This is a genomic window from Aeoliella mucimassa (genome assembly GCF_007748035.1).
Lineage (GTDB): Bacteria > Planctomycetota > Planctomycetia > Pirellulales > Lacipirellulaceae > Aeoliella > Aeoliella mucimassa.
This window is the reverse complement of the sequence record NZ_CP036278.1, coordinates 5,162,259-5,181,599: the sequence shown is the minus strand read 5'-3', so window position 1 is coordinate 5,181,599 and position 19,341 is coordinate 5,162,259. Positions and strand designations below refer to the sequence as shown.

Genomic DNA, 19,341 nt, shown 5'->3' with positions numbered 1-19,341 from the left:
AGAAGCAACCCAAAGTTTTTGCGGTTTCCAGCCAGCTATCAACTAAGGTATTCGCCTATGTAAGCACAAGACGATTGTGCGGGCAACGTCAAATAGAGAATCTGCAAAAAACATGCTTGTGAGCAGTGTCGCACAGTTCTGCGGTCTATGTTTACACATCCCAACCGGTTTCTAAATACGAAGGTTGGCAGGGGCTACTGGTTAGACCATTCTCCCGTGGGGCTAGATTATGACGATAGAGGACGAGGAACTAGTAGGTGAATTCGTCGTGGAATCGAACGAACACCTCGCCGATATTGAGAACCAACTGCTCCAGATCGAACAAGCGGGAGCAAACATCGATGCCGACCTTGTAAATAAGGTCTTTCGTGGCATTCATTCTATTAAGGGTGCGGCCGGGTTCCTGGGGTTTACCGCCATCAAGGAACTGGCTCACAGCCTCGAGAATGTTCTCAACAAGATTCGCAGTAACGAACTTGTACCCGACTCGAATAATACGAATGTGATGCTGCGCGCTGGTGACACCCTGCGGGTACTCATTAACGATGCGGCCAATTCGAATAACGTCGACGTGTCGGAGCAGATCAATCATTTGAATCAGGTGCTGGATGGCAACGCCGTCGGTGCTGCGCCCGCAGCCGAAGTACCTGTCGAACAACTGGAAGTCGCTGAAGCCCCGGTTGTTGAAGAACCAGCAACAGTTACTGAGGTTGCTGAGGTCGAAGTGGTGGACTCGCCCGAAGTGGTCGAAGAGTACACCCCGACCCCGGAGCAGAGTTACGAGCCCGAGCCCGTACCTGCTGCACCCGTTTCGTACACTCCCCCCGCTCCGACCTCTACGATAGATACGGGAGCGGCCAATAAGACAACGGTGACTCCTGTGGATTCGAGTATTCGCGTATCGGTCAATGTGCTTGACCATCTAATGAACCTGGCCGGCGAATTGGTGCTGAGCCGCAATCAATTGATGCAGGCCGTGGCTTCGCAAGAGCGCATGGGGTTGGATGCTGCTGCGGCCGATCTGGATCAAGTTACCAGCTCGCTGCAAGAAGCCATTATGCAGACTCGGATGCAGCCGATTGGCACCGTGTTCGGCAAGTTCCCTCGCATTGTTCGCGATCTGAGCGGCCAACTGGGCAAGCAGTGCAAGATCGAGATCGAGGGCAAGGAAGTCGAAGTCGACAAGACCATTGTCGAAGCAATCGGCGATCCGCTGACCCATCTGATTCGCAATTCGGTCGACCATGGTGTCGAAACCCCCGAAGTGCGGTCACGCAACCGCAAACCAGTCGAAGGCAGCATTTGGTTGCGTGCCTTCCATAAGGCTGGCAAGGTGTGCATCGAGATTCAGGACGATGGTGCCGGTATCGATCCCGCCAAGCTTCGTAAGAAAGCAATGGAAAAGGGAGTAATCTCCGCCGATCGTGCCGAAGCGATGAGCGACCGCGAAGCGGTTCGTTTGATCTTCCACCCCGGTTTCTCCACGGCCGAAAAAGTATCGGACGTGAGCGGCCGAGGCGTCGGGATGGACGTGGTTCGCACCAATATCGAGAAGCTCGGCGGAGCCGTTGATGTCGATTCGGAAGTCGGCGTTGGTACTAACATCCGCGTGACGCTTCCGCTGACGTTGGCCATTATTCCTTCGATGATTGTCAAATGCGGCCGCGATCAATTCGCTTTGCCGCAAGCCAACATTGCCGAACTTGTACGCCTGCGTCCAGGCGAGGTCGCTTCGCGCATTGATCGCGTGAAGTCGGCGGAAGTACTTCGCTTGCGTGGTGCATTGTTGCCGCTGGTCCGCCTTGACGAGTCGCTCGGACTTCCCCGCAATAAGTCGGAGAACTCGAACGCTCCGATGAACATCATCGTGGTCGAAACAGGCCAGGTGCGTTACGGACTGATCGTCGATGGCATTCACGACTCGGAAGAAATCGTGGTGAAGCCGCTTGGTATGCACCTGAAGGGTGAAAACTGTCTGGCTGGTGCCACCATACTAGGCAACGGACGAGTTGCTTTGATTCTGGATGCCGCTGGTATCGCCTCGAAGTCGGGTGTGCAACTCACACACGATTCGAACGAGGCTCACGAAGCTCATAAGGAGTCGGTTGAGCAGAACCATACTCAAACGCTGCTGCTGTTCTCGTCGGACCCTGCCGACTTGTTCGCAGTACCGATGGGAGTGGTCGCACGCATCGAGCGCGTGAAGACGGCCAACATCGATCGTGTTGGTGGTCAAGAGCTTCTGCAGTATCGTGGTACTTCGCTACCGTTGATCTCGGTGGAAAGTCAACTCAAAGTCAACGCACGTCCCGACGTGGATCGGTTGTACGTTATCGTCTTCACCATTGGGGAACGCGAGGTTGGTCTGGTCGCTCCGAAACTCGACGACATTCGCGAATTGTCGTGTGATATTGACGACGAAACCTTCAAGGAACCAGGTGTCGCTGGAAGCTTGGTGATCGACGACCGGGTGACTCGCTTGCTGGACGTGTTCGAACTAGCGGAAGTCACACATCCCCAGTGGTTCACTGAATCGCGTGAAGATGTCAGTGAACCGGAAGATAATCCCCCCCGCATTCTGTTGGCCGAAGACTCTTCGTTCTTCCGTCGACAAGTTGCTGGGTTCTTCAAGAACGAAGGTTTCGAGACCTACGAGTATGAAGATGGATTAGAAGCCTGGAACGCGCTTTCCCAGGATGGCGTGGAAGTCGATTTGGTTGTTACCGATATCGAAATGCCGAATATGGATGGCTTCCAGCTCTGCCAGAATATCCGAAACACCGGTTCGCTGCAGCACTTGCCGACGATTGCTCTGACTTCGCTCTCAAGCGAATCAGACGTTATGCACGGGCAGCAAGTCGGCTTCAACGACTATCAGGTGAAGATGCATCGTGAGAACTTGATACGCTCGATTCGTAATCTCTTAGCCGCCAGCAAGGGGGGCAAGAAAAACAAACCACGGCGCAAGCTGGCAACTGCAGGGAGCTAACCAAAAAATGTCTACTGTAACAGACAGTGTTGCCTTCGTCGCATCTTCCGAAGTACAGCTCGCCACGTTCTACGTGGGCGAGATGCTCTTGGGGCTCGAGATCGACAAGGTTCAAGAGATCAATCGTTGCTTGGATGTTACCACGGTGCCGCATGCTCCCAATTGGGTGCGAGGCGTCATCAATCTTCGGGGCGATGTGGTAACAGTGGTCGACATTCGCACGGTACTCGGGCTCGATCGGGCCACGGTCACCAAGGATAGTCGAAATCTGATTGTGAACGTGTCGGGTGAATTGGTCGGACTGTGTGTCGATCGGATCGCCGACATCATTACCGTGAAGTACGAGGATGTGATTCCTCCCCCTCCAAATATAAGTGCTATGGACGAACGCTTCTTCAGCGGCGTGTTCACTGGCGAAACCGACATCGTGGCCATTTTAAATTTGGAGGCGGCCCTCGAATCAGGAAAGTAAAAAACAACAGTCGACCACGACACGACTAGGTGCTGGGCGACTTCATCCCATATTCGTGTTCCGATCATTCATTCGAAATAGTTTTCGATATTCAATCAGATAACAGCATTAACTGGAGATAAACACATGGCAGCTCGCAAGACTACCACAGCCACCCGTTCCACCAAGCCTCGCCAATCCTCGGCATCGAAGGGCAAAGCCGAATTGCAAGCACTCAAGTCGCAAGTTGCTGCGATGGAGCGTTCGCAAGCGGTGATTCAGTTCAATCTCGATGGTACCATTACCACTGCCAACGACAACTTCTTGAACGCGTTGGGTTACACCCTTGAAGAGATTCAAGGGAAGCATCACCGCATCTTCTGCGAAGACTCGTACACCAGCAGTCCCGAATACAAGGCTTTCTGGGATAAGCTGAACCGTGGTGAGTTCGACGCGGGTGAATACAAGCGGATTTGCAAGGATGGCAGTGAAATCTGGATTCAGGCCTCCTACAACCCAATGTTCGACGAAAAGGGCAATGTGATCGGTGTGATCAAGTTTGCTACCGACATCACCGAGCAGGTGGTGAATCGTCAGGAAGCGTTCCGTCTTCGTGGAGTGGTCGACAATTCCGAGTCGGCCTACATGATGATCGACCGCGATTTCAAGATCACCTATTTCAACGATGCTACTCGCAAGTTGCTCAACGACAACCTGGCAACCCTTCGCTCGGTTTGGCCGACCGTCGATCCCGACAAGCTGCTGGGCGAGTGCATCGACCAGTTCCATGTGAATCCGCGTCATCAACGCGACTTCCTGGCCGATCCCAATAACCTGCCTTACAAGACCGATATCAAGGTCGGGCCGCTGACTATTTCGCTGATGGTTACCGCACAGTGGGATGCCGAAGGCAACTACACCGGTACCAACTTGGAGTGGAAGAACGTTACCGAAGAGCGTCAACGTGAAATCATCGATCGTAAGGTCGCTGAGTTCCAGGAGACCGAAGTGGTCGCTCTGTCGGCACTGCTGCAGTCGGTTGCCAATGGCGACTTGAGCAATAACTACATTGTTTCGGAAGCCGACGAGCACACACAAGAAACCTATGCAGTGTTCAACAACATTGCCAAGGCGGTGAACGCGATGAGCGACAACCTGCGTGGCTTGATCCGCAGTCTGTCGAGCAACGCTGGTCAGCTTACCAGCACTTCGCAAGAGCTGTCGGCTACCGCGACTGACCTGGCCAGCGGTGCTGAAGAAACCACCGGCCAAAGTGCTACGGTAGCTGCTGCTGCTGAAGAGATGTCGACCAATATGACCAACATGGCCGCGTCGACCGAGCAGATGACTGCCAACGTTCAATCGGTCGCCAAGGCGGTGGATGAACTCACTGCCAGCATCAGCGAAATCGCCAAGACCGCAGAGCAAGCTTCGAACATTGCTCAGAACGCGACCCAGCTCACCGAATCGAGCAATCAAACGATTGGTCAGTTGGGTGAAGCCGCCGAAGAGATTGGCAAGGTAATCGAAGTGATTCAAGACATTGCTGAGCAGACCAATCTGCTGGCCTTGAACGCGACGATCGAAGCCGCTCGGGCGGGGGAAGCTGGTAAGGGCTTTGCTGTGGTTGCCACCGAGGTGAAAGAGCTGGCCCGTCAAACGGCCGACGCCACTCAAGACATCCGCGTGCGGATTGAAGGCATCCAAAGCTCCACCAAGGAAGCGGTTCGCAGCATCGCCGACGTCGGCGAAGCGATCCAGCAGGTGAACTCGACCTCGGCCACCATTGCTTCGGCCGTGGAAGAGCAGAGCATCACCACCAAGGAAATCTCGGCCAACGTCAATCAAACCGCCACGGCCACGAGCACCGTGTCGACCGGCGTAGCCGAAAGTGCTTCGGCTTGCACCGAAATCTCCCGCAACATCGTGGGTGTCGATCAAGCTGCCAAGCAAACTGCCGAAGGTGCTTCGAAGACTCAAACGGTTGGTTCGCAGTTGTCGCAACTGGCCGCCGAGCTGGAAGGCATCGTTGGTCAGTTCAAGATCGAAGGTAACTCGCAGAGCAGCTATGCCGACTCGACAAGCTACGCTACTCGTGAGCCTGCACTGGCTCGCTAATGTGAAACGAAACGCCTGCAAGTCGCACCGCGAGCTTAAGCTCGCGGTGCGATGCCAGGTGCCTGCCTCTTTGTTTGCCCCACTTTGATTGAGATACCACAGTAATCATGTCCTCCCAAGCCACCAACCCGATCCGCATGCTGGTAGTCGACGATTCGGCTTTGTACCGAAAGTTCGTCTCTCAAGTATTGGAAGCCGATGAGCGAATCGACGTGGTCGGCACCGCCGTGAATGGGCGGGTCGCTTTGGAAAAAATCGAATCACTTAAGCCCGATTTAATTACGCTCGATCTAGAAATGCCCGAGCTCGATGGATTGGGTGTGCTGAAACATTTGCAGCAACAGAAATCGTCGGTGGGGGCGATTGTGCTCAGTGCCTTGTCGGCCGAGGGAGCCACTGCCACCACGCGGGCACTCGATGCTGGTGCGTTTGACTTCGCGCTGAAGCCATCGAGTTCGAGCCCCGCGGCGAGCATTGCAGAACTGGAGCACAGTTTGATCCCCAAGGTCCATGCCTACGCCGAGTCGAAGGCTCGCCGGGCTTCGCGTTTGCACACCGCTTCGCATGTGGACGCGCCGCGTGTGGTGCCAAACACGACGATCGATGCAAGTAAGCTCTCCGGCAACAAACCGCGCGTGGTCGCTATCGGCGTTTCCACCGGCGGTCCGAAGGCACTGATGCAGCTCATTCCATCGCTGCCAGGAGATTTTCCAGTGCCGATTGTGCTGGTGCAGCACATGCCACCGATGTTTACCAAAACACTTGCCGACGAGCTGAATCGTCATTCGCGACTGACCGTGGTCGAAGCCACCCATGGCGAGGCCATCAAGCCAGGCACGGTCTACATCGCTCCTGGCGGAAAGCACATGAAGCTGATTCGTCAGGGATTCTCGACAACCGTCGTGATTACCGATGAACCTCCCGAGAAAAACTGCAAACCTTCCGTCGATTACATGCTGCGTTCTGTCGCATCGATCTACGGCGGCGATAGCCTGACCGCTATCCTTACCGGCATGGGCGACGATGGTGCCGAAGGTTGCCAGCTTCTCAAGAAGCGGGGGGGAACCGTGATCGCTCAAAGCGAAGCTAGCTGTGTGGTGTACGGGATGCCAAGACAGATTGTCGAGCATGGTCTAGCAGACTGTGTTGTACCTCTCGACCAAATTGGTGAGCAACTGGTTAAACTCGTTGGGCAGGAGATGGCAGCATGTCGTTAGCAGCACAAGTTCAAGCAACGCTCAACACCAAAGCCGCGGCGCCTGGGGCCGACGGTGGCGTGACTGCCTTGATCGACTTTATCGACGAACTATGCGGCGTGTACCTGGACGATAGCAAAGGCTATTTGATCGAGTCGCGCATCGCTCCAATTGTCCGACGTCTCGAATGCCGCGACTATGCCGACTTGGTCAACCGAGCCAAGGCTTTCTCGGGACAAGAGATTCGTAGCGATATCATCGATGCGATTACCACCCACGAAACACTGTTTTTCCGCGACGAGTCGCCTTTCAAAGCGCTGCGTTTTAAGGTGATTCCCGACTTGATTCAGCATATCGAATCCACGGGGCGCCAGCGCCGGGTTCGTATCTGGTCGGCTGCTTGCAGCACTGGTCAGGAAGTTTACAGCATCGCCATGGTGCTGCACGACATTGCTCAGGACCTGCCAGGCTGGGACCTGCAGATTCTGGGAACCGATGTGTCGCCCGCTTCGGTAGCAACTGCCCAACGCGGCTGGTATTCGAACCTGGAAGTTGGCCGTGGTCTCGACGCGATGAGCAAGTCGAACTATTTCAGCCACGAAGCGGAAGGCTGGCAAGTTGCCCCTCAGCTGCAACGTTTCACCAAGTTCGAAGTTCGCAATCTGCTCAAACCGTATCCCGAGCGGGGACTGTTCGACATTGTGTTCTGCCGCAACGTGGCGATCTATTTCAAGCCCGACCAACGCGCCAGTGTGTTTAATCGCATGGTCGAAACCATAACCCCTGGCGGGTGGTTGTTTGTTGGCTCGGCCGAACGCCTTAGCGACCTTGGACCTCAGTTCACCCCACAAACGCACTGTAACTGCACTTGCTATCGCCCTAAGCCCATCTAGTTGGGGCGGATCGACGGCTGCAACCAGCATAGTTAACTACTCAACCTCTGCGACCACTCTTTAGCGGTCCAGACCTGGGCTTCCCACTCCGCCTGCAGGCGCGAGATGCTGGTAGGCCACTTTTGCGGCGGGGCTTCCGCCGACTCGCGGTAGGTGATTTCCACCGCGTATCGACCCGCGGCCGGCTGCACTGTAATCGGATGCAGCGAGAATCGGCCGGGTGCGATTTGTTCGATCGTTGTCTGATCGAGCCCGATCGTCACTGCTGGCGAGGGATCGCGAGCGACCTCTTCGCGCAATGTTTCGAGCGAGGCTTCGAGCATCTCGACCGTTAACGTGGGAAGTCCCACAAGTTCTAGCTGGCCATCGTCGGTTACTTCGAGCCAGAGCGGGCGAGCCTCGTGCGGCGACTCCACCAGGCGGGCCAAGGTTTCGGCCGTTGCCAGGCGGTGCCAATCATTGCCGGCGATACCTAACGATTGGTAAATAGCCCCCAGGATCAGCGAACCGGGAGCCGGCGACTCGCTGATCACCAGGCTGGCCCCAATCTCACAGACCTCCACGATCGGAGCGGCACCAAAGCGGATACTTGCGGTGTCGAGAATCGCCTCGTCGCTGAGCGAGGCTCCCGTCCGCGAGTGGGCGAGCGACTCGCCTGCGGCCAGCCACTCCACGACCTGCCCTACTTCTCCGCGAGTGCCGGTGCGTGCCAGGCTGGTCTCTTCCGAGTTCGCCTGGCACAACATTTCGGCGGCGGTTCTGAGTGTGCTCTCCAGCCCTTCGCGATCGACCGATACGAGAATCTGCAGTTCGGGTTGTAGGAATATTTCGCGTCGTAGCGCCGGCAGAAGCTGCTCGAGCCAAACCGCTCCCTCGTCGACACCGGCCGCCGGCAGTACCACCGCATCCACGGCCGGCATGCCCGCCAGCACTCGGCGAAGCTGCGAATCGTCGGATCCATAGGGTAGGCAAGCGACTAACATGGTAGGCAATTAAGGGCGAAGTGTTGGCTTTTGGCAACGCGGAGTTGGCCGAAATGTCGCGAATGATCACCACGCGATGTTTTGGCACCACTCTGTTTACGATCTTCAGCAAGCCCTAAGTCTTGTATTTACAAGCACTTGCGGTCAAGGGGCCGGGTGGCCGAAGGGCTCCTGGCGCGGCGCGTGCAATGGGAGAGGTCAGAGCTTTTCTCTCACCTCGTCGCCCTGAGCCTAAGGATTTCGCCGTGCCACGCTCCCAAACCGCAAAACCCGCCACCAGCAGCAAGCCTCGCAACGCAGGCAGCTTCCATTCGACTGGCAAGTCGAAGCTTGGCAACTCGAAATCGGATGCCAAGAACTCCGACAGCTTCGAATACGAAGAAGACAACCAACACGTCGACGAACTTGAAGTCGACGGCGATGCCCACATCGACGATCCCGTGCGGATGTACCTGATGCAGATGGGCGAGATTCCGATGCTGAACCGTCAGCAGGAAATCAACGCTGCGAAGCGCATTGAATCGGCTCGGTTGAAGTTCCGCCGCACCATGCTTTGCAACGATTTTGTGTTGCAAGCCGCTGCTGCCATGCTAGAGAAAGTACAGCGGGGCGAACTGCGTCTCGACCGTACCATTGAAATCTCAGTGACCAATACCGCCGAGAAGAAGCGGACCCTCAAGCGGATTGGCCCCAACCTCGATACCATTCGTGAACTGCTCGCCCGCAATAGCGAAGATTACCGCGTGGCCATCGACAAGACGCAGCCGATGAAGCTTCGTCGCGACGCTTGGCGGTCGCTGATTGTCCGCCGCAACAAAGTGGTGCGGTTGGTCGAAGAGATGAACCTGCGGTTGCAGAAGCTGCTGCCGATCATGGACGAACTGCATCAGATCGGTCATCGCATGGCAACCATCAAGCAACAACTGGCCGAACCCCAAGCGGGCCAAGGCGATGCTTACCGGGTGGAGCTCGAACACGAACTGCGTTACCTTATGCGGATCACCCACGAGAGCCCCGCTACGCTGGCTCACCTGGTGGCCCGCTCTGTGGAGCGTCGTGCTGCTTACGACTCGGCCAAGCGTAAGCTGTCGGCAGCCAACCTGCGGTTGGTCGTGTCGATCGCCAAGCGTTATCGCAATCGTGGTCTGAGCTTTCTCGACTTGATTCAAGAAGGCAACACTGGCCTGATGCGTGCGGTCGATAAGTTCGAACACGCTCGTGGTTACAAGTTCTCGACCTACGCCACTTGGTGGATTCGCCAGGCGATCACACGTGCCATCGCCGACCAGAGCCGCACGATTCGTCTGCCGGTTCACATGATCGACACGATGAGCAAGATTCGTGCGGTTGCCATGGACTTCTTCCAAACCCACGGCCGCGAGCCGAATCCCGAAGAAGTGGCCGACGAGCTGAACATTCCTTTGGACGACGCTCGTTGCATTCTCAAGATGACTCGCCAGCCATTGTCGCTCGACCAACCCGTTGGGGATCACGAAGACAACTACTTCGGTGAGTTCCTGGAAGAAGGCCGCGATGACGATCCGCTGTACGATACGCATCTCGAAGCGTTGAAGAATCGCCTGCAAGACGTGATGAGCGAGCTAAGCTACCGCGAACGCGAGATCATTCGTCTTCGCTATGGCCTGGCCGACGGTTACAGCTACACGCTCGAAGAGGTTGGCAAGATCTTCTCGGTCACTCGGGAACGTGTTCGTCAAATCGAGTCGAAAGCGGTTCGCAAGCTGCAACAGCCTTTCCGAGCCCGTTCGCTGCACGGTTTCCTTGATGGGGTCGAGGAGCCAGTAGTCGACTAAAGAAGCAGAGTTGAGAGAGAGAAGCTCAGATCGGCCGAAGTTTAACAAGACGTTAGACTTCGGCCGATCGCCTTTTGGTATCCGCAAAGGTGCGCGGAGTTCACCATGGAGTGTTTCGTGAGTTTCTTTACTGCGCGGGTGGTACGTCGTCCGGGGCGATCGGCGACGCTTCGAGCCGCGGCTCGCCAAAGGTCATGAACACCATGGTGGTCCCCGCCGGCCCGCGGTATCCCCCTTGGGCTTCGCAGAGCTTGCAGGCCAGTGCGGTGAACTCCCAGCACTTCTCTTCGGTGATATCCAGCTTGCGAGTGGTAAGTTCCTCTAAGTCGTGTGCTTGGCCATACTCGCGAAGCTTGGACGCATCTTCAGTTAAGGCAGGCTCGATTGACCGATTGTCCCAGCTCCACAACCAGGTGGAGTTAGTGGTGTCGTAGGTGCCGATAATCTGCACCTTGCAAGTAACGATTAATCCAGCCGGCGTCGCGAACTCCAGCACGCCTTCGTCTTGATCGACTCCCCACTCCGACTCGGTGAGGTGCCATAGGCGGTCGTGGGTTTCTGTCTTAATTTGCAGTTCTTCAAGACTGGCTGCAATGAGTTCGTGATGCTCCATGCTTTCCTCGTCACACATGGGGTGAATGCTTGGTGGGGACCGCGCCCTCCGCGCGACCGCGTCGCAAGGTAGCATGGGGATTGCAGCGTCGCCATCCCCCGAAAGGTGGAGGTGATGTATGGTTGATTGCGGTAGGTTTAGCAGTTGTATCGACCGCCGAAATAGTTACTCCGTTTGTAGAGCTTGGCGGAGCGTCACCAGTTCGTCAGGCGTGAGTCGCTGAGCGGTGGATTCGAGCATCTCGATGAAATGATCGATGCCCTGTTGGTCGCTCGGGTACCCGATGTTGCCGTTCGGTCCATCGGAGGTGACGAGTGTTGTGCCGTCAGCGTCGAGAATGGCCATCCAAGGGATTCCGCCATGCTTTTCGCTGTGCAGGGCGTCCATCACTTGTTGGCTACCGATCCACCGCTGGTCGATACGGACCCAAAAGATCTGTCCTTTACACAGATCGAACGATTTTGTTGCAGAAATCGCGTCAGTCGAGGGAGACGCTGCACCGGGGGCGGTATTAATACCGCAATGCAAGGTTTTAATCTTGTACGTGCGGAGATTGGAGGTACAATATATGTATCTCCACTTGCCCGTTGCCAAGAATCTGCAATAACTTGAAGCATATGCCAAAATGTACTGTCTCCCTCAATGAGTTCCTCAAAGACAGGCAAGGCCGTACCTTTGCTGATGTGGCCAATGATGAGTCGCTGCCGTTCGGCGATGTTCTTGCGTTTTTTAACGACCAAGATCGCCAGAAACGAATGGAAGATTCGGAAGTGCACCACGACCGTGCGCCGCTAGCAGGAGTGGTTCGAGAATTAGAATCTCAATCAACTATCCACCGTTTCCTGGCAGAAATACATGCCCGGAAGAGTCAACGATTGCGTCAGGCAATCGGTGTTCTGGTGCGAATCATTATGGAGAAGCGAGGTTGGGAAAAGACCGGCAAGAAGGGATCGCTCGGAGTTCGAGCTAGTCGGTCTTCCACGGCTCCTATTCACAACACGGGCGGCTTATCCCTGTGGTTCCTGCGGGCTGAGCGTTATAAGTTGGTCGAAGGTATGCCGTATCGCTCGGTGCAGTCTCGCTGTCGTGAGTTTCCGAGTAAGTCTCCTAAAGCACGCGCCTCGAAGGCGTGAAGGTGAGGAAAAAGAACTGACTTTACCTACCAGCCGGGGTTCGTCGTCGGTCATCATGGCCGACGAGGGGTATGCCTGCCGCTTTTGCGTGGATGGGATCGAGGTGGGGCGTTCAATTCTTTCGCACTTGAGTCGATCGTTTGCCTTTCAGACCAGCGAACCAATTCGCCCCGGGCCGCTTGCCTCGCAATTGATCTTCCGAGTCGCTTACGGCTCGCAAATGGATCTTAGAAGTCTAGTACAACTGGTGTCGAGAATACCTGGACTCAGACTGCAGGTGATGCCTGCGGTAATTAAGGAGAATACGCACCCACAAATAAGGAGGAGCTAGTGGCTTTTCTGGGTTGGTTGCGTAGTAAGTGGTCTCCTCGATACAGGGCCTACTGGCTTTATCAACGAGGAGTGTTTCGAGCTAAGGCTGGACTCACTTCTCAGGCAATTCAGGACTACTGCGACGTCATTGATATTGCTCAAACACCGCCCAGCGTGCGGGCCATGGCCCGCTATAATTGGGCGCTTTTACTTTGGGCATCAGGGGAGCAAGAGCAGGCTCATCAGGAGCTAACGAATGTTCTGGAGGATGCAGGTGCGCCGGAGCGAGTGAAAGCGGAAGCGCGACGCAAGATACTGCGTATCAGTCGATCTTCAGAGCGTTCAGATCCTATCGAGAAGTGATCCAGGTGATACCAGATGCAAACCTCCTTCGGCGGCGAATACGTAGTACGTAGAAAGACGAGTTATGATCTCCGAACGTGATGCCCAGCTAATGTGGCGACAGCTATTCCGCGGTCAAGCGATCACCCTCTTGACGATCAACGAGGCCACTACTGTGGTCGATGGGCTGCCAGAAGAAAGCCCCCTACGTATTCGACTCTCGGCGGAGTTGGAAGAATTGCGAGTCAGGACACAATCTCGTGAGTGAGAAAAAAGCGTTACCTTTGCTGGTGGTTCCTAAGCGTCCTCCTTGTCCCGTTTGTGGCCATCCGACCTATTCGTCTGGAGGGGTCCATCCTCAGTGTGCTGCTGTTCGTGCAGACCGCTTGCGTCGAGCCAATAGGGAAGCTGATAAAGAGGTGATTCACCTCAAGAAGCCTCCACCGATCCGTTTTAAGGTGTGCCCTGAGTGTCATCGTAAAACCTCCGTTGTGGCAGCAACGTGTGAATGTGGTTTTCGTTACAGGGGAATGTGATGCACGCGAGGCACAAATGTTGGGAGAGTCGTATCAGATAGTGAAAACATGGGAATCAGCCCGTTGCGTGCGTTGTCGCGTGCACCGGGGCGTGGTACACCGACGGACGGTTATTCGCCCGTCTCACCCCGACGCAAGGAGATTCCCATGAAGTACGTTGGTGCCGATTTGCATAAGAAGACCGTTAGCCTGTGCGTGGTCGAATGGCACGACCACTCCACGCGAGTCGTCCAGCGAAAGCGACTACGCTGCGACGAGCCCGATCAGATCGGCGAGTTCCTCGCCTCGCTCGGGGAGTTTTGCATCACCGTCGAGGCGACCATCGGCTACGACTGGTTTGCGGCCCTGGCCGAACCGCTGGCCCGGCGGGTGGTGATCGCCCACCCCCATAAACTCCGCGTCATCGCCGACAGCACTCGCAAGAGCGACAAGATCGATGCCCAGACGCTGGCCGACTTTCTGGCTCACAACATGATCCCCGAAGCGTGGCGAGCCACGCCCCGCGTGCGGCAACATCGCTCGCTGATCCGCCGACGGCAGAAGGTGCAGAATCGCATCACCTCGATCAAGACCACGATTCGCGCGCTATTGACCCGTTACAACGCCGACCGCCGCGACCTGTTCACTCGCATCGGGCGGAAGGCCCTCAGACAGTTTCAATTTCTCGACGAAGAACGGTGGCTCGTTGACGACCTGTTGGAAGACCTCGACCAGGCCCGGCACCACTTGGCGAACGTCGATTGCCGGTTGCGTGAGTTCGCCGAGCGGGCACCGCTGGCCGAACGCGAAGCCCGCGAGGTGTTGGCCACGCTTCCCGGCGCAGGTCCGGTGACCATCAACGTGCTACTGGCCGAGTTGGGCGACTGGCGACGGTTTACTAGCGGCGATGCGGTGGTCGCCTTTGCGGGACTGTCGCCCGGGTTCCGCGAAAGCGATGGCCACCGCAAGGCCTTGGGCATCACCAAAGCGGGCTCGCCGCTGTTGCGGTGGGCGATGATTCAACTGGCCCACCGGGTCAAGCAATCGAGCAGCCGCTGGCGGACGACCTTCGAGCGATTAAGCCAACGCACCGGCAAGAAAAAGGCGACCTGTGCGATTGCCCGGCGACTGCTCTTGGTCGTCCACGCCATGCTCCGCGACGGACGAGCCTACCAGTTTGCCGCGGCCAAGTAGCCATCCACGAACGAACCGACCGTAAGCCAGGATGATCTCGATATAGAGAATGCCGGCGGAGAGCGACTCCGATCGGCGCACGAGTGAATGGGACATTCTTCGCCGACGTTTTTATGGGACACTTGCCAACGGAGTGGCGGGTGATCACCGCATAGATGTTTGAGCACGGACGGCAGGTCCGATGACTCGCATACCCCAGCGGTCTTGGTTCAACGAAATAAAACATCCGACAATAGGAGAAAATGATGATCCCCTAAGAAACCACGCTTGACAAAGATTCCCATAGATGTGCGATTGCCCGGCGACTGCTCTTGGTCGTCCACGCCATGCTCCGCGACGGACGAGCCTACCAGTTTGCCGCGGCCAAGTAGCCATCCACGAACGAACCGACCGTAAGCCAGGATGATCTCGATATAGAGAATGCCGGCGGAGAGCGACTCCGATCGGCGCACGAGTGAATGGGACATTCTTCGCCGACGTTTTTATGGGACACTTGCCAACGGAGTGGCGGGTGATCACCGCATAGATGTTTGAGCACGGACGGCAGGTCCGATGACTCGCATACCCCAGCGGTCTTGGTTCAACGAAATAAAACATCCGACAATAGGAGAAAATGATGATCCCCTAAGAAACCACGCTTGACAAAGATTCCCATAGATGTGCGATTGCCCGGCGACTGCTCTTGGTCGTCCACGCCATGCTCCGCGACGGACGAGCCTACCAGTTTGCCGCGGCCAAGTAGCCATCCACGAACGAACCGACCGTAAGCCAGGATGATCTCGATATAGAGAATGCCGGCGGAGAGCGACTCCGATCGGCGCACGAGTGAATGGGACATTCTTCGCCGACGTTTTTATGGGACACTTGCCAACGGAGTGGCGGGTGATCACCGCATAGATGTTTGAGCACGGACGGCAGGTCCGATGACTCGCATACCCCAGCGGTCTTGGTTCAACGAAATAAAACATCCGACAATAGGAGAAAATGATGATCCCCTAAGAAACCACGCTTGACAAAGATTCCCATAGATTTCTCTATACGTGCAACGACTGGGGGCGAGAGTTGCCTTGTCCAGTTGCATCTTTTCTGGGGAGTTCGAACACAAATATGTTTGGCAAGAATCAAGTATCGGATAAAGAACTGCACAAGACCGTGACTAAGCGAATTGAACGATCCGGTGCCACCTCGCAAATGAAAGTGTTGGCAACTGTCCGAAGTGGCAATGTCACTCTCTCTGGAAAACTGCAATACGAAAAGCAACGCCGCCCGATTCTGAAGGTCGTGCAAGCCATTGCCGGAGTGCGGCAGGTAATCGATCAACTGCAGTCGCCTCCGAAAGTTAATCCGCACGCGAAATAATTTCCCTTCAACAGCGGAGTTGACTTTTGGGGAACGTAAAACTGCAAAGCGGTGTCTTATCTCCCATGAGCTTGTTCTGCTTGCGAATGCTGCGCAAGTTGAATATGCAACGTTAACAGGAAGTTCAAATGTTCATATTAGAGGGAGTGCCAATATCGCCAGGGTATGCTCAAGGGAAGGCCGTAGTTTACGACGTCGAGTTGGGGGCCAGGCTGGAAACGCCATCGAAGAGCCTGCTTCCAGAAGAGGTTCCTCAAGAGTGGGAGCGTCTGGAGGCTGCTTTGGAACAGTCGCGAATGGAACTACTCCAATTGGGCGACGTGATTGCAGGGAGTCCTTTGCTCAAACAGTCGGCAGGCATACTGGCGGCGCATGCTTCGATGACCATCGAAATAGCAGAGCTAGTAAAGCAGTATGTTGGTAAGCAACTGGTAAACGTGGAAGATGCGATCGGCAACGTGGTTGATGAGTGGATTGAGAGATTGCAACGCATCGATTGTGAGTATCTGAGGGAACGTGAGCAAGACGTACGAGATGTTGGACGACGTATGAATCGGTACCTTTCGGGGTCACTGTCTTGGAACAAAGGGCCACTGCCGCCGGGGGCGATTATTGTTGCACGGGAATTGTTGCCGTCGGAAGTTGTAGAGTTAGCCCATTGCGACATTGCTGGAATCATTACAGAACGGGGAGGACGCTTCAGTCACTTCGCTATTCTGGCAAAGGCCTACGGAATCCCGACCGTAACTAGAGTCTTGCATGCTACTTCTCGAATTCGTTCGGGGACCGACCTGTTGATAGATGCTGAAACGGGAGTTGTAACGGTCGCTCCGACCGTAGAAGAGCTTGCCTCTTTCGGTGCTTCCCAGCGTTCCCATCAAGTTGCTTTGGGAGAAGAACCTGACTGGGAAACGAGTGAGTGTAAGACGAGCGATGGAGTAGAGATTCTCTTGCGGGGGAACATCGGAGTGCCGGAAGATGTCGCCGCCATTTCAGCAAGCAAACTTATGGGGGTAGGGCTTTTTCGTACGGAATTTCTGTTCATGGAGGCCCAAACTCGGCCTGATACTCGATCGCAATTCGAAACGTACTCCGAGGTGGCAAATGCGCTTCAGGATTGTTCGATTGTCATCCGCACGTTCGATTTAGGAGGGGACAAACTTCCTCCGTTTCTGTTGCAGGAGGAGGCCCACTCATCTAGTTGCCTGAGACGTCGAGGTTTGCAATTCTCGTTACTAGAGCGCCAGCTTATGGAGAGTCAGTTGTGTGCCATTCTGAAAGTTGCCCAAACATCAGACATAAGTGTGTTGTTTCCGATGGTGCTAGGTAGCGATGACCTCTCTCAGGCTGTTGCAATGGTCGATCGAGTGCTGGATCAATTTGGTTTTATTAATGCTCCTCCATTGGGGGCGATGATCGAAACACCAGCGGCCTTGTTTGCCCTGGACGAGATACTCGACATTGCGGACTTTATCGCGATTGGTACAAACGACTTGACCCAGCAACTGCTTGTCGCTGGGAATGACGGCGGAGATATGGATGATAGTTGTAGTGCGACACACCCTGCCGTGTTGCGGGCAATAGAGAAAGTAATCAAAGCCGCGGTCAAACATCAGTGCCCTGTATATGTGTGTGGCGAAGAGGCAGCTCGTCCAGAGTTAGCGATCCTCCTGATCGGCTTGGGAATTCGTGAATTAAGTGTGAGTCCGAGTAATGCACTCCAAGTTCGGCAGACCATACGCAGCATCGATCTTAAAGAAGCGACGGAACTTGCCAATAGAGCCTTGAAGTGCCATCGGCAGGATGAAGTCGAATGCCTTCTCAGAAAGTTCGTCAGTTAGACGGGGCTGTGGATTCCCCTTGATAATTCGAAGGTGCTTTATGGGAGCACTCTAGTTGGGCCCGATCGAAGGTAGTTGCCGGGATGCGCAGCTGGCGACTCCATTCTGGAAGAAGGTCCAAAGAAAAACCTAGAATAGATAACTAGCATCTATCCAGTGGCGGAATCGCACCTTGGGATAGTCTCATCCACGCACGCAAGTCGATTTGTCGCGATAGCCGCTCTAGGCGGGCTGCTTAGATGTCGTTGTCGAACTCGTCTAAGAAACGCACTTCGCCAGTGTGGAGCGAGTAGATGGCTCCCATGATCTTGTAGCGTCCATCACGAAGGCCGTCGCGAAGATCCGGGATCTCGGAAAGTTCTTCGATGGCTGCCCGAACTTGGTTTTCGATGCCTTGGGCAATCTGATCTTCTGGCGATTGCGAAGGATCGAGACCACGCATGGCCGGTTCGATGCGATGCAGCAGCGAGTCGATTTCGTGAGGCTCCCGCTCCTTCATGTCGTTGGCCACGTACGAGTGATAGGCAGCGGTCACCGCACCACAGTGTTCGTGCCCCATGACCACCAGTAGCTTGGTGCCCAGGTGATCGACTGCGTATTCGATACTGCCCGCAACGTCGTCGTCGACCACGTTGCCTGCGACGCGGATCACGAACCGATCGCCAATGCCTTGGTCGAAGATCAATTCCGGCGTTACTCGCGAATCGCTGCAGGCCAGCACTGTAGCGAACGGGTGCTGTTCGTTGACCAGCGAAGCGCGGTATTGAGCCGAATCGTGCGGATGCATCGGTTCACCCGCCACGAAGCGACTGTTGCCTTCGATCAAAGATTCGAAGGCCTCTTCGGCGGTAGCGGGGCGAGCAGCGGAAGTGGTTCGCGTTAATTGCGATTCTGTTGAAGTCGCGCGATGGGCCGACTTGTCTTCGTCGTCTTCTTCGATCGCTTCGTTACAGCCTGCGATACAGAGTGTGAACACAAGAAACCAAACAGCCTTCGTGGTGTAGTGCATGGCGGTCGAACCTTCGCTCTTTTCAATTCGATAAATAGCGGGCAATCAAGTGAAGCCAGTTGCAGAAGAGGGGTATTACACAACGAATAACCATCGGCTTGCACCATGTCTAGGGACGGCTTACCGATGTTGCGCGAGTTTTTGGAATGTCAGCACGATCGTCTTCGAAGTTAGCGCAAAGCGATCATGAATAGCGCGCTCGATAGCACAGGTGTGCGTTGTTGACTCACCTGTTTGTGGGGTCTGATGAGGGCGATATTGGTAGGTAATGCCAACACTTATTTATCGCTCACTCGGTTCATCGACACCCCTTGAGTGAAGCGAGGGAAATGCGAGTCATGGACGCAACGCACTGCAGATCAGATTCGTCAGTTCTGTGTAGGAATTGGCCACTTAAAGGGGTAAAATAGCGATGTGTATGCATGAACACATGTTGAGTGGTCGTGCAGCATCGAGACCAGGATAGTTACCCGCTGCTGGTTTATAGTTTCCCACCCATGGGAATCTATTCCAGGCATTGTGAATGGAGGTGTTTATGTAACTCATTACTGACAAAAGACTTGCGATCGGAATCGACTG

Annotated in this window: 16 protein-coding genes; 10 read left to right on the top strand and 6 right to left on the bottom strand. The window is 55.3% G+C overall.

Features of this window, described 5'->3' with window-relative positions; all coding sequences use genetic code 11:
* Positions 1 to 229: 229 nt before the first annotated feature.
* From Pan181_RS20245 to Pan181_RS20225, 5 genes are all read left to right on the top strand, one after another.
* Positions 230 to 2,989, top strand: coding sequence for a hybrid sensor histidine kinase/response regulator (locus tag Pan181_RS20245; RefSeq protein WP_145249521.1), 2,760 nt, complete (start codon positions 230 to 232; stop codon positions 2,987 to 2,989).
* Between the two features lie 7 nt (positions 2,990 to 2,996).
* Positions 2,997 to 3,461 (top strand): chemotaxis protein CheW, encoded by a 465-nt coding sequence (locus Pan181_RS20240; RefSeq protein ID WP_145249519.1) that lies wholly within the window; start codon positions 2,997 to 2,999, stop codon positions 3,459 to 3,461.
* A 126-nt stretch (positions 3,462 to 3,587) separates the two neighbouring features.
* A complete protein-coding gene (locus Pan181_RS20235; protein ID WP_145249517.1) occupies positions 3,588 to 5,558 on the top strand; it encodes a methyl-accepting chemotaxis protein in 1,971 nt (656 codons plus the stop codon).
* A 107-nt stretch (positions 5,559 to 5,665) separates the two neighbouring features.
* Positions 5,666 to 6,775, top strand: a complete 1,110-nt coding sequence (locus Pan181_RS20230; protein WP_145249515.1) for a protein-glutamate methylesterase/protein-glutamine glutaminase — start codon at positions 5,666 to 5,668, stop codon at positions 6,773 to 6,775.
* A complete protein-coding gene (locus tag Pan181_RS20225) occupies positions 6,766 to 7,647 on the top strand; it encodes a CheR family methyltransferase (RefSeq protein ID WP_145249514.1) in 882 nt (293 codons plus the stop codon). Before Pan181_RS20230 ends, Pan181_RS20225 begins: the two co-directional genes overlap by 10 nt.
* Positions 7,648 to 7,679: 32 nt before the next feature.
* Here the strand turns inward: Pan181_RS20225 and Pan181_RS20220 are convergent, their stop codons facing one another.
* A complete protein-coding gene (locus Pan181_RS20220) occupies positions 7,680 to 8,630 on the bottom strand; it encodes a hypothetical protein (protein ID WP_145249512.1) in 951 nt (316 codons plus the stop codon).
* 245 nt (positions 8,631 to 8,875) lie between these two features.
* Here Pan181_RS20220 and Pan181_RS20215 point away from each other — a divergent pair, with 245 nt between their 5' ends.
* Positions 8,876 to 10,444 (top strand): sigma-70 family RNA polymerase sigma factor, encoded by a 1,569-nt coding sequence (locus Pan181_RS20215; protein ID WP_231943654.1) that lies wholly within the window; start codon positions 8,876 to 8,878, stop codon positions 10,442 to 10,444.
* 127 nt (positions 10,445 to 10,571) lie between these two features.
* Here Pan181_RS20215 and Pan181_RS20210 read toward each other — a convergent pair whose 3' ends face one another.
* Positions 10,572 to 11,075 (bottom strand): DUF6882 domain-containing protein, encoded by a 504-nt coding sequence (locus Pan181_RS20210; protein WP_197528550.1) that lies wholly within the window; start codon positions 11,073 to 11,075, stop codon positions 10,572 to 10,574.
* Positions 11,076 to 11,222: 147 nt separating this feature from the next.
* Positions 11,223 to 11,444 (bottom strand): hypothetical protein, encoded by a 222-nt coding sequence (locus Pan181_RS20205; RefSeq protein ID WP_145249508.1) that lies wholly within the window; start codon positions 11,442 to 11,444, stop codon positions 11,223 to 11,225.
* 230 nt (positions 11,445 to 11,674) lie between these two features.
* Between Pan181_RS20205 and Pan181_RS20200 the strand changes: the two genes are divergently transcribed.
* A complete protein-coding gene (locus tag Pan181_RS20200; RefSeq protein WP_197528549.1) occupies positions 11,675 to 12,190 on the top strand; it encodes a hypothetical protein in 516 nt (171 codons plus the stop codon).
* 1,337 nt (positions 12,191 to 13,527) lie between these two features.
* Positions 13,528 to 14,553, top strand: coding sequence for an IS110 family RNA-guided transposase (locus tag Pan181_RS20195; protein WP_197528511.1), 1,026 nt, complete (start codon positions 13,528 to 13,530; stop codon positions 14,551 to 14,553).
* A 209-nt stretch (positions 14,554 to 14,762) separates the two neighbouring features.
* Here Pan181_RS20195 and Pan181_RS20190 read toward each other — a convergent pair whose 3' ends face one another.
* Together Pan181_RS20190 and Pan181_RS20185 are read right to left on the bottom strand one after the other, a co-directional pair.
* Positions 14,763 to 15,020, bottom strand: a complete 258-nt coding sequence (locus tag Pan181_RS20190) for a hypothetical protein (protein WP_145249504.1) — start codon at positions 15,018 to 15,020, stop codon at positions 14,763 to 14,765.
* Between the two features lie 113 nt (positions 15,021 to 15,133).
* A complete protein-coding gene (locus Pan181_RS20185) occupies positions 15,134 to 15,391 on the bottom strand; it encodes a hypothetical protein (protein ID WP_145249504.1) in 258 nt (85 codons plus the stop codon).
* A 269-nt stretch (positions 15,392 to 15,660) separates the two neighbouring features.
* On the opposite strand from Pan181_RS20185, the gene Pan181_RS20180 reads away from it, so the two are divergent.
* Together Pan181_RS20180 and ptsP are read left to right on the top strand one after the other, a co-directional pair.
* The gene (locus Pan181_RS20180) at positions 15,661 to 15,912 is read left to right on the top strand and encodes a BON domain-containing protein (RefSeq protein WP_145249502.1); all 252 of its coding nucleotides are present in this window, start codon (positions 15,661 to 15,663) and stop codon (positions 15,910 to 15,912) included.
* 128 nt (positions 15,913 to 16,040) lie between these two features.
* Positions 16,041 to 17,753: a phosphoenolpyruvate--protein phosphotransferase gene (gene ptsP / locus Pan181_RS20175; RefSeq protein WP_145249500.1), complete on the top strand. Its 1,713-nt coding sequence runs from the start codon at positions 16,041 to 16,043 to the stop codon at positions 17,751 to 17,753.
* Positions 17,754 to 17,988: 235 nt separating this feature from the next.
* On the opposite strand, the gene Pan181_RS20170 is transcribed toward ptsP, so the two are convergent.
* Positions 17,989 to 18,762, bottom strand: coding sequence for a carbonic anhydrase (locus Pan181_RS20170; RefSeq protein WP_145249498.1), 774 nt, complete (start codon positions 18,760 to 18,762; stop codon positions 17,989 to 17,991).
* Positions 18,763 to 19,341: the final 579 nt, after the last annotated feature.

Coding starts and splice junctions, on each gene's coding strand:
- Pan181_RS20245 (WP_145249521.1), top strand. CDS start 230: ATGACGATAGAGGACGAGGAACTAGTAGGTGAATTCGTCGTGGAATCG.
- Pan181_RS20240 (WP_145249519.1), top strand. CDS start 2,997: ATGTCTACTGTAACAGACAGTGTTGCCTTCGTCGCATCTTCCGAAGTA.
- Pan181_RS20235 (WP_145249517.1), top strand. CDS start 3,588: ATGGCAGCTCGCAAGACTACCACAGCCACCCGTTCCACCAAGCCTCGC.
- Pan181_RS20230 (WP_145249515.1), top strand. CDS start 5,666: ATGTCCTCCCAAGCCACCAACCCGATCCGCATGCTGGTAGTCGACGAT.
- Pan181_RS20225 (WP_145249514.1), top strand. CDS start 6,766: ATGTCGTTAGCAGCACAAGTTCAAGCAACGCTCAACACCAAAGCCGCG.
- Pan181_RS20220 (WP_145249512.1), bottom strand. CDS start 8,630: ATGTTAGTCGCTTGCCTACCCTATGGATCCGACGATTCGCAGCTTCGC.
- Pan181_RS20210 (WP_197528550.1), bottom strand. CDS start 11,075: ATGTGTGACGAGGAAAGCATGGAGCATCACGAACTCATTGCAGCCAGT.
- Pan181_RS20205 (WP_145249508.1), bottom strand. CDS start 11,444: ATGGACGCCCTGCACAGCGAAAAGCATGGCGGAATCCCTTGGATGGCC.
- Pan181_RS20200 (WP_197528549.1), top strand. CDS start 11,675: ATGCCAAAATGTACTGTCTCCCTCAATGAGTTCCTCAAAGACAGGCAA.
- Pan181_RS20195 (WP_197528511.1), top strand. CDS start 13,528: ATGAAGTACGTTGGTGCCGATTTGCATAAGAAGACCGTTAGCCTGTGC.
- Pan181_RS20190 (WP_145249504.1), bottom strand. CDS start 15,020: ATGTCCCATTCACTCGTGCGCCGATCGGAGTCGCTCTCCGCCGGCATT.
- Pan181_RS20185 (WP_145249504.1), bottom strand. CDS start 15,391: ATGTCCCATTCACTCGTGCGCCGATCGGAGTCGCTCTCCGCCGGCATT.
- Pan181_RS20180 (WP_145249502.1), top strand. CDS start 15,661: ATGTTTGGCAAGAATCAAGTATCGGATAAAGAACTGCACAAGACCGTG.
- ptsP (WP_145249500.1), top strand. CDS start 16,041: ATGTTCATATTAGAGGGAGTGCCAATATCGCCAGGGTATGCTCAAGGG.
- Pan181_RS20170 (WP_145249498.1), bottom strand. CDS start 18,762: ATGCACTACACCACGAAGGCTGTTTGGTTTCTTGTGTTCACACTCTGT.